Genomic DNA, 4,087 nt, shown 5'->3' on the forward strand with positions numbered 1-4,087 from the left:
TCACACCACCTTTCTGTTCTGCATTGCAATCAGCCTGCTGCTTAGCAGTCATACCCGCAAGCTGGGCGGTATGCTGTGTCTGTTGAGTGTGCTTGGCGGCCTGGCCAGAATTTACGTTGGCGTTCACTTCCCTCTGGATGTGCTGGGAGCGGTAGCTGTCGGCGGGGTCTCGGCTTTTCTGATGCACTGTCTGTTCGAAAAAACCCGCCTGATGAATCCTGTCATGAATCAGGTGCTCAAAATCCGGCTGCCGGGGCAGAAATCAGGCCTGAGTCTGTAACATCTGAGTCGTACTGTGCGACTTGAGCAAGGTGACATGGAGGCAGGATGAGCTCGAATTCACAGCAGGTGCTGAATAATCAGGCTGTATATGACCAGCAAGCATTTGAAGGTCTGGATGCTTCCGGATTGGAACTTGTTGCAGCAGCGTTTGAGGGCTGTAGCTTCAAGGGCTGCGATTTCAGCGGCGCGGTATTCCGGCGCTGCCGTTTTGTTGAGTGTGACTTCACAGCCTGTAACCTGAGTGTTGCCAGTTTCAGTTACAGCAAGCTGTCGGCGGTACGCTTTTTTGAAACAAAGTTGATTGGCGTGGACTGGACAGCGGTGTCATGGCCATCGCTGGCGGTTGATGCTCCTGTCAGCTTTTTTCGCTCAATCCTCGATCAGGGGTCATTTCACGGACTTTTGCTGGAAGACTTGGTGATGGAGTCCTGTCGCGCCCATCAGGTGGATTTCAGCGCAGGTGAGTTTCGTAACGCCAGTTTCACCGGTAGCGACTTCTCAGGTGCTGTGTTCCAGGATACGGATATTGGCGGCGGTGATTTCTCCGAGGCGAGCAATTTCAGCATTGATGTCACGGCTAACCGGGTGGGTAACGCCAGATTCAGTCGGTTTGAAGCGCTCAACCTGCTAGAAAGCCTGGGTATTGAGCTGGTCGACTAGCTTGGCCAATCAAGCGTGTGAGGCCAGATGGCCTGATTGGCAAGCTGAGGCGGCGGTACGCTAAGGTCCAACAAAAGGAGAGAGAATGACATCAGCACATAGCAACCTGAAAGCAATTGCGGCGCTGGAGGCAAGCAAAGGCTTGCTATCCCTAGTTGTTGCCTTTGGAATACACCTGTTTGCAGACCGTAGTCTGCTGGATATTGCAGAAGCGCTGGTGCGACATGCACACCTTAATCCGGCAAGTCATTTTCCCAGTATTTTCCTCCATGCAGCAGATAACTACTCAAATATTAAAATGAGTTTTCTTGCCTTGGGTGCACTGGTCTATTCATTGCTCCGCTTAATTGAAGCCTATGGTCTATGGCGAGCGCGCACCTGGGCTCAGTGGTTTTCACTATTAAGTGGCGGTATCTATATCCCACTTGAAATCCGCTCGATGATCACTCACCCAACCGTTCTTGGCGTGGTTATTTTTGTGGTCAATCTTGTTGTTGTTCTGTATATGGCACATTTGCTGTTGTTGAAGCAGCGGAGCGAGAAAATGCAGGGGTAGTATACATCAATTTACCTCATTTTTTGAAAAAAGCCCTGCAGCGTTCAATTATGAATAGTCTGCAGGGCTTTTTCAGGAAAGTGGCTGTAAGGTTATTTAATTTTCAGGTGTCTGCGTGCCTGCGTCATTATCTACAACAAGGTGGTGCGTTGTTCTCGCCCTTGGGTGAATAAAGAAGTGACCACTGGGCGCATTGTGTGTTTTAACAGGCACCATGGATACTCCTGTTTTTTTGTTTTTCTTGTCATGCAGTGCATAGATAATAAATGGCAGTGCTGCGACAACCAGGAAGCTGACAGCAAGTAGTGCTACATAGCTGTCTGATTTTTCTCCAGATAGAGTACTCGGTGGGAAGAAAGAAACAAAAAATGCGAGAAAAGAGATAATGAGACCTGCAGATGCCACCAGAATTTTAAAGGTGTTGTTGCCAGGAATACGGAATGCTCGCTTCTTTTCAGGCTGCTTACGAATAAGGTGTATGTAGCCGAGGAACAACATAAAGTAGCTGCACAGGTAAATAACAACTGTGAGTGCCAGGGCAATCAAAAACGACATGTTGTTACCGCCACCCGTATTCGTCAGAACGATCAGCGCAATAGTAGTAAGGGTCAGCTGGGAGATAACCAGATTGACCGGCACACCATTTTTATTAACCTTTGCTAGAGATTTAGGCAAAATTCCTTTTTGTGCTGTGACATACATGCCGCGAGATGGCCCGACGATCCAAGCCGCAATTTCAGCCAAAACACCAAGCATCAATAGCGCAGCGATCACTCTGACCGTCCATTCGAAGCCTGCGCCAAAGTGGGTAACTAAAACGTTGAATGTTTGTACTACGCCAGAAGAGAGGTTGATTTCATTATGTGGAATTACTGATGCGACAGAAAGCCCGCCAACAGAGCTCAGGAAAATGGCAGCAATCATTAGCATGATCATTGCCATAGGGTAGTCTCTGCCTGGGTTTTTCATTTCATTTACGTGTGTTGCTGAGGCTTCCACGCCCATATAGCTGAGAATAAATGCGACAAATACGACCAAAGTACCTATTTTTGTAAAGTCTGGGAAGAACGTTGCCGCGCTCATTTCAATTTGTAGCGGAGCTCCACTAACTAAATATGAAATAGCAAGACCAATAAGAATTAAAGCAGGCAAAAGGATGCCAGCAAAAAAGCCGACCTTAGCAATCTGGGCTGTATGCTTAGTACCACCCAGCTGAGTAAAGGCAAGTACCCAAAGAATTACCAGCCCAGCGATGGTTTTAGTAATAGGGTCAGTGTTAAGTTCTGGCCACTTTAAAATATAAGATAAGGCGCCTAAAACAAAATAAAGCATTGGGATGAAACCAACGGCTATTTGCAGGTAGCCAAATGAAATTGCAGCAAATCCCCACCGCTCACCCAACGTATTAGATACCCAGGTAAATACTCCACCTTCCTCCCATCCTTCAACAGTCGCCATCTCAGCGGCGCATAAGCCGACTGGAATAAACCAAAGAATTCCACCAAGTAGCAAAAAGAAGACAAGGCTAAAGCCTGATGTTGCAAATGTTGGGTATTCGTAAACAGCCATTACCATAGAGGCTGTTATAGCAAAAAACCCAAGCAACGACAGCTGGCTAGTCGTTGGTGCTGTGTTAGTATTTTTCATAGTACACCCTACATTTATATGGCAAAGAAAAATGAGATGCAGGTTTATATAAAAGCTTGGGGGAAACCCTTCCCCCAAGCTTTAGTCGTAAAATATAGGTGCTTACCCGTGGTTAAATCCGCTGGCTTCTTCTTCAGTTAACGGCTTACTTACAGGGTGTTTTTCGAAATGGTCCAGTGCACGCTTCATATCTTCAATGAGCAGGCTGGCAAGGTCGTAGCTCACACCGTGGCGGACCAGAATGCGCTGAACGACCAAGTCTTCGCGATCGGCAGGCATTGAATAAGCTGGCACCTGCCACCCGCGGCTGCGTAAGCGGTCTGCCAGGTCATACAGGGTGTAGTCGCCAGTATTGGCGTTATCTTTAAGCTTCCAGGCAAGGGCTGGTATTCCATTTTCTTTATCACCTTCGAAAATCATTTCAAAGGGGCCCATGTTTGCTATTTCGCGCGATAGGTATTGAGCAGTGTTATAACAGGCATTGTGTATTTTTGTGTAACCTTCGCGGCCTAAGCGCAAAAAGTTGTAATACTGGGCAATAATTTGCCCGCCAGGACGTGAGAAGTTCAAGGCGAACGTGGGCATGTTGCCGCCAAGATAGTTGACGTTAAAAATCAGCTCCTCCGGTAGGTCGCTAGCTTCGCGCCAAATGACCCAGCCTGAGCCAAGAGGTGCTAGACCAAACTTATGGCCAGACGAGTTGATCGACTTTACGCGTGGTAGGCGAAAATCCCATGCAATATCTGGTGCGCAGAAGGGCGCAAGAAAACCGCCGCTGGCGCCATCAACATGCATGGGAATATCAAGGCCTGTCTCTTCTTGCAGCTTGTCTAGTGCATCATGCACATCTTTTACAGGCTCATATTGGCAGGTAAAGGTTACGCCCATGGTAAGTGCCTAACCGAAAGTTTTCGTGCATAATGTATGTAGGATAACTGACAC

Annotated in this window: 5 protein-coding genes; 3 read left to right on the forward strand and 2 right to left on the reverse strand. The window is 47.8% G+C overall.

Annotated features, from left to right (window positions below; all coding sequences use genetic code 11):
- The 3 genes from ACTH3D_RS07605 to ACTH3D_RS07615 form a co-directional block, all read left to right on the forward strand.
- Window positions 1-280: phosphatase PAP2 family protein (locus ACTH3D_RS07605; RefSeq protein ID WP_441666462.1), on the forward strand; the 280-nt coding region annotated here is incomplete at its 5' end.
- 47 nt (window positions 281-327) lie between these two features.
- Window positions 328-942: a pentapeptide repeat-containing protein gene (locus ACTH3D_RS07610; protein WP_441666463.1), complete on the forward strand. Its 615-nt coding sequence runs from the start codon at window positions 328-330 to the stop codon at window positions 940-942.
- Between the two features lie 85 nt (window positions 943-1,027).
- Complete coding sequence (locus tag ACTH3D_RS07615) at window positions 1,028-1,498, forward strand: DUF2127 domain-containing protein (protein WP_441666464.1); 471 nt, start codon at window positions 1,028-1,030, stop codon at window positions 1,496-1,498.
- Window positions 1,499-1,594: 96 nt separating this feature from the next.
- Here the strand turns inward: ACTH3D_RS07615 and gadC are convergent, their stop codons facing one another.
- Both gadC and ACTH3D_RS07625 read right to left on the reverse strand, forming a co-directional pair.
- Window positions 1,595-3,145, reverse strand: coding sequence for a glutamate:gamma-aminobutyrate antiporter (gene gadC / locus ACTH3D_RS07620; protein WP_441666465.1), 1,551 nt, complete (start codon window positions 3,143-3,145; stop codon window positions 1,595-1,597).
- Between the two features lie 102 nt (window positions 3,146-3,247).
- The gene (locus ACTH3D_RS07625; protein WP_441666466.1) at window positions 3,248-4,033 is read right to left on the reverse strand and encodes a pyridoxal-dependent decarboxylase; all 786 of its coding nucleotides are present in this window, start codon (window positions 4,031-4,033) and stop codon (window positions 3,248-3,250) included.
- Between the last annotated feature and the right edge of the window lie 54 nt (window positions 4,034-4,087).

Origin of the sequence: Halomonas sp., assembly GCF_052095765.1 — a bacterium.
Taxonomy (GTDB): Bacteria; Pseudomonadota; Gammaproteobacteria; order Pseudomonadales; family Halomonadaceae; genus Halomonas.